Genomic DNA, 4,252 nt, shown 5'->3' with positions numbered 1-4,252 from the left:
GTAACCATATAGTAGCATAACCAAATTGCAAAAGCAATTATTTGGTAGCATGGTACAGAGGTGATTTTATGCAATTTAAAAGATTAGAAGATCTTCGAATTGATAATGATAAAACCCAAGCAGAAATAGCTAATCTACTTGGATGTCAACGTGAAGTTTATCGAAGATATGAAAAAGGAACAAGACAAATACCAATTGATTTTTTAATCAAACTATCCTTTTTCTATAATGTTAGCATCGACTATATTGTTGGTATCACTAATGAAAAAAAGGCCTATCCTAGAATAAAAAAACGTGAGTATGCATTAAAATAAATTTTTTAAAACCTAATCTTTCATAATTTCTTACAATTTTCTTAAATATTTTTGAATTATTTGTAATTTTAAATAAATTAGGCTAAGATGAACTTGAGGTGATTATATGGCTTATAATATTCTAGTTGTTGATGATGAACAATCAATTGCTGATTTAATTGAAGTATATCTAATCAATGAAGGATATCAGGTATATAAATATTATCATGGTAAAAAAGCTTTAGAAAGTTTAAAAAAACATCACTATGATTTAGCTATCTTAGATGTGATGATGCCGGATTTAGATGGTTTTAGTTTGTTAAAAGAAATTCGTCAGCAGTATTTCTTTCCAGTTATTATGCTTACCGCTAAAAGTAATGATATGGATAAAATCAACGGTTTAACATTAGGCGCTGATGATTATTTAACTAAGCCTTTCAATCCTTTAGAACTAGTCGCTAGGATCAAAACCCAAATTCGTCGTAATACTCGCTATAATACTAGTGATGCAACTAATAATCTACAAATATATGATTTTAATGGTTTGATGATCAATAATGATACTCATAAATGTACTTTATACGATCAGCCATTAAATTTAACACCAATTGAATTTTCAATCTTATGGTATTTATGTTCTAAACGCGGAACAGTGGTAACATCAGAAGAATTATTTGAAGCTGTATGGCAAGAAAAATATTTAGATAACAATAATACTGTAATGGCTCATGTTGCTAGACTACGAGAAAAAATGCATGAAAATGCCAGAAAACCTAAATTTGTCAAAACAGTTTGGGGTGTTGGCTATACCATCGAATAATTCCCATTTTAAACAAAGTCTAACAACAAACTTAATTAAAAAAATTGCTATTACTATTGGCATTACATCAATTGCCTTTATTATTTTGCTTCTTTATTCTTATGAAGTTTATCACTTATATATCTGGCAAGAATATGATCTAATTTATCAATTAGCCCAGATCATTAAAGACAACTTAGTTGTTATCTTTATCGTCTTAATTGCAGTTGATGCTTTGATTATTTTTAGCTTTCGCTATCGTGAATCAATGGAATATATTGAAAAAATGTTAGAAGCGGGAAAAATATTAGTGGCTGATAATGATACGATGATCAAACTGCCTTATGAATTAAAAGAAATCGAAGACCAGATGAATCAAATCAAAAAAGAATCATTAGCTAATAAACAGGCGATCAAACAAGCTGAGCAGCAAAAAAATGATTTACTTTTATATTTAGCTCATGATTTAAAAACTCCATTAACATCAATTATTGGTTATTTAAATTTATTAGTAAACCAGCCTCAGTTATCGATAAAAGAAAAAGCTGATTATACAAAAATTGCTTATGATAAAGCTAACCGTTTAGAAGAATTGATCGAAGAATTTTTTGCTATCGCTAAATATAACTTAAGCGATACCGCAATCGAAAAAGAAACTGTGAACTTATCAATGATGTTAGCGCAAATATCGTATGAATTTTTACCCTTATTTCAAGAAAAAGAATTAACCTGTACCAATCAAATTACTGATAATCTAACTGCTTCAATCGATGTTAATCAATTTGAACGTGTTTTTGATAACCTAATTAGAAATGCTATAAATTACAGTATTCCTAAATCAACGATTACCATCAAAGCTCATTTAGAAGATCAGTTAATTGTAATTACTGTAACTAATCAGATTGATAAATCAAAAACATACAATCTTGATCACATTTTCGAACCCTTTGTCCGTCTTGATGAATCTCGTAATAGTAAGACCGGTGGTTCGGGACTTGGTTTAGCGATCACCAAACGAATCGTTGAACTTCATAAAGGGACAATTAATGCCAATATCGTTGATGAATTGATTACTTTTACGATTAAATTGCCAGCCGTAAGATTATTGTAAGAAATTCTTTAGAGAATCTAAAAATATTATCTATTTGTCTATGATATCATGATCATAACAAATAGATTTTTTATTATTAGGAGGTTGGCAATGAAAAAAGATTTTGATTTTCAAAAATTTATGTTATTATCTACAATTCTTTATCTAGGGTTATTAATAAAGATCATTGTTTTTAAAAACGGAACATATTATCAAAATAACATTAACTTAACTTTATTTTCTTTTATCAAAGAATATCAATATTTGGGCATAACTAAAAACCTTATTATCAATGTCTTTGGCAATATTATTTTATTTATGCCTTTAAGTATTATTTTAAAATATTATTTTAATTTTTTACGTAATGGGCACATTATTTTTATTGGAGCCTTTACCAGTGTCTCATTCGAATTAATCCAGTTAGCTACAAACTGGGGAATATTCGATGTTGATGATATTCTATTAAATACACTAGGAACTGTTTTAGGATTATTACTTTATTACTTGATCAAAAAGATTCGTCATTATAAACTAGTTATCCCGATTATTCTTTCTAGTTTTACTACCATAAGTATATTATCAATTTACTCATATTATCCACGTTTAATTTTTAGATAAAAGGAGCAATAAAATGTCACATAAATCAAATTATAAAAATATCATAATGTTTATCTTAGGACTTGGGGCTATCGTTATTTTTTCAATTATTGTTAAAAGTTTATCAGGCAGCTTATGAGATTAAAAAAAATTCCAGCATTTTTAGGATTTATAGTTATTGTGATCATTGGATATCTTTGTATCCAAATCGTTCCACCCTTACTTTATCAAGATAACTCAATAAATTCTAATAATGACTCTAATGATTGTCCTGAGTATATCGAAGAGTTTGTCACCAAAAATCCCCAAGCCAAAGAACTGAAAGTAAATTATACAGCACTTGAAAATAACGAACCAATTGATCTAAGCGTACCTAATGGCATTCCTTTATATATCCAATGGGATAAACGCTGGGCTTACACCCACTATGGTGATGAAATAGTCGGTACTGCCGGTTGTGGTCCCACTTGTTTAGCTATGGTTAGCGTCGGTTTAACTGGTAATACTATGTATAATCCGCGTTATGTTGCCAATTATGCTAAAAAACACGATTATTTAGAAGGCAGTATGACTAGATGGGCTTTAATGTCTGAGGGCTGTGAAGCTTTTGGGATTAAAGCCAGTCAGGTTGCTTTAAACAAAACTGCGATGATCAATACCCTAGCTAATGGTCATCCTATTATATGCAGCATGCGTCCTGGTGATTTTACTGAAACTGGTCATTTTATTGTTATTATTAAAAGCGAAAACGGTAAATTTATTATTAATGACCCAAACAGTAAAGAAAATAGTCAGCAGCAATGGAGCTATGATCAGTTGCAATGGCAAATCAAAGCAATGTGGTCTTACTCACTAATTTAAAAGAGAGTTAAATAGCGTTTAACTCTCTTTTTACTCTTGTTTACTTTTATCACTGCCATATTTTAGATGATATAAAGCCTCTAAAACTTCAAAAATATAAGTAATCGAAAACTTACCAATTAGTGAATGATGATCCGTTCCCACCTTTAAGATCATATCAATTTTATCACTATAAGCAAACTGATCTAACTGCGTTATGATAATTTTATAGGCTGGTGATTTTGATATCACGCGAATAGCATCAGGATGATCAGCCATAAACCCTCCAGCAATACTGGAAACAATAATTAAATCATTTTCATCTAAACTTTTGATTGTTTCTAATTGCTGCTGTAACGGATACATGCCACTACATTCTTTTCCTAAATATGCTAATTCAATTTGCAGTTGCATTGATACCGATTGAGTAAAGAAATTCCCCGCAAAACAAACTTGTTTAGATTGATAGATTTTATCAACGATAAACTCTAGATCTTCATAAGCAATACTATCAAAAGTAGTTTGTAGATTATCTAAAATATTATCAAAATGTGCTTTAAAAATTTCTTTTCCTTTATGTAAATATTTCCGTTCGGGAAGCTGATGATCAAACTGCAATCTTAACGTATCACG

Annotated in this window: 6 protein-coding genes; 5 read left to right on the top strand and 1 reads right to left on the bottom strand. The window is 29.7% G+C overall.

Annotated features, from left to right (window positions below):
• The first annotated feature begins 68 nt into the window (after positions 1–68).
• The 5 genes from J7M77_RS13930 to J7M77_RS13910 all read left to right on the top strand — a co-directional run bounded on the left by J7M77_RS13930 (position 69) and on the right by J7M77_RS13910 (position 3,640).
• Positions 69–314: a helix-turn-helix transcriptional regulator gene (locus J7M77_RS13930; RefSeq protein ID WP_296879624.1), complete on the top strand. Its 246-nt coding sequence runs from the start codon at positions 69–71 to the stop codon at positions 312–314.
• Between the two features lie 106 nt (positions 315–420).
• Positions 421–1,113, top strand: coding sequence for a VanR-ABDEGLN family response regulator transcription factor (gene vanR / locus J7M77_RS13925; protein ID WP_296879622.1), 693 nt, complete (start codon positions 421–423; stop codon positions 1,111–1,113).
• Complete coding sequence (locus J7M77_RS13920) at positions 1,049–2,203, top strand: cell wall metabolism sensor histidine kinase WalK (RefSeq protein ID WP_296879620.1); 1,155 nt, start codon at positions 1,049–1,051, stop codon at positions 2,201–2,203. The genes vanR and J7M77_RS13920 overlap by 65 nt, the downstream gene beginning before the upstream one ends.
• Before the next feature lie 90 nt (positions 2,204–2,293).
• Positions 2,294–2,800, top strand: a complete 507-nt coding sequence (locus tag J7M77_RS13915) for a VanZ family protein (protein WP_296879618.1) — start codon at positions 2,294–2,296, stop codon at positions 2,798–2,800.
• A gap of 114 nt (positions 2,801–2,914) precedes the next feature.
• On the top strand, positions 2,915–3,640 hold the full coding sequence (locus tag J7M77_RS13910) for a C39 family peptidase (protein WP_296879616.1): 726 nt from the start codon (positions 2,915–2,917) through the stop codon (positions 3,638–3,640).
• A 30-nt stretch (positions 3,641–3,670) separates the two neighbouring features.
• Here the strand turns inward: J7M77_RS13910 and J7M77_RS13905 are convergent.
• On the bottom strand, positions 3,671–4,252 hold a 582-nt coding region (locus tag J7M77_RS13905), incomplete at its 5' end, for a MurR/RpiR family transcriptional regulator (RefSeq protein WP_296879614.1).

It is taken from the genome of Thomasclavelia sp. (assembly GCF_017889095.1).
In the GTDB taxonomy this organism is placed as follows: Bacteria; Bacillota_I; Bacilli_A; order Erysipelotrichales; family Coprobacillaceae; genus Thomasclavelia.
The sequence above is the reverse complement of the archived record's forward strand: the minus strand, read 5'-3'. Positions and strand labels throughout refer to the sequence as shown.

Bases quoted from the DNA above. Each gene is read 5' to 3' on its own strand.
- J7M77_RS13930 (WP_296879624.1), top strand. From the start codon at position 69: ATGCAATTTAAAAGATTAGAAGATCTTCGAATTGATAATGATAAAACC.
- vanR (WP_296879622.1), top strand. From the start codon at position 421: ATGGCTTATAATATTCTAGTTGTTGATGATGAACAATCAATTGCTGAT.
- J7M77_RS13920 (WP_296879620.1), top strand. From the start codon at position 1,049: ATGAAAATGCCAGAAAACCTAAATTTGTCAAAACAGTTTGGGGTGTTG.
- J7M77_RS13915 (WP_296879618.1), top strand. From the start codon at position 2,294: ATGAAAAAAGATTTTGATTTTCAAAAATTTATGTTATTATCTACAATT.
- J7M77_RS13910 (WP_296879616.1), top strand. From the start codon at position 2,915: ATGAGATTAAAAAAAATTCCAGCATTTTTAGGATTTATAGTTATTGTG.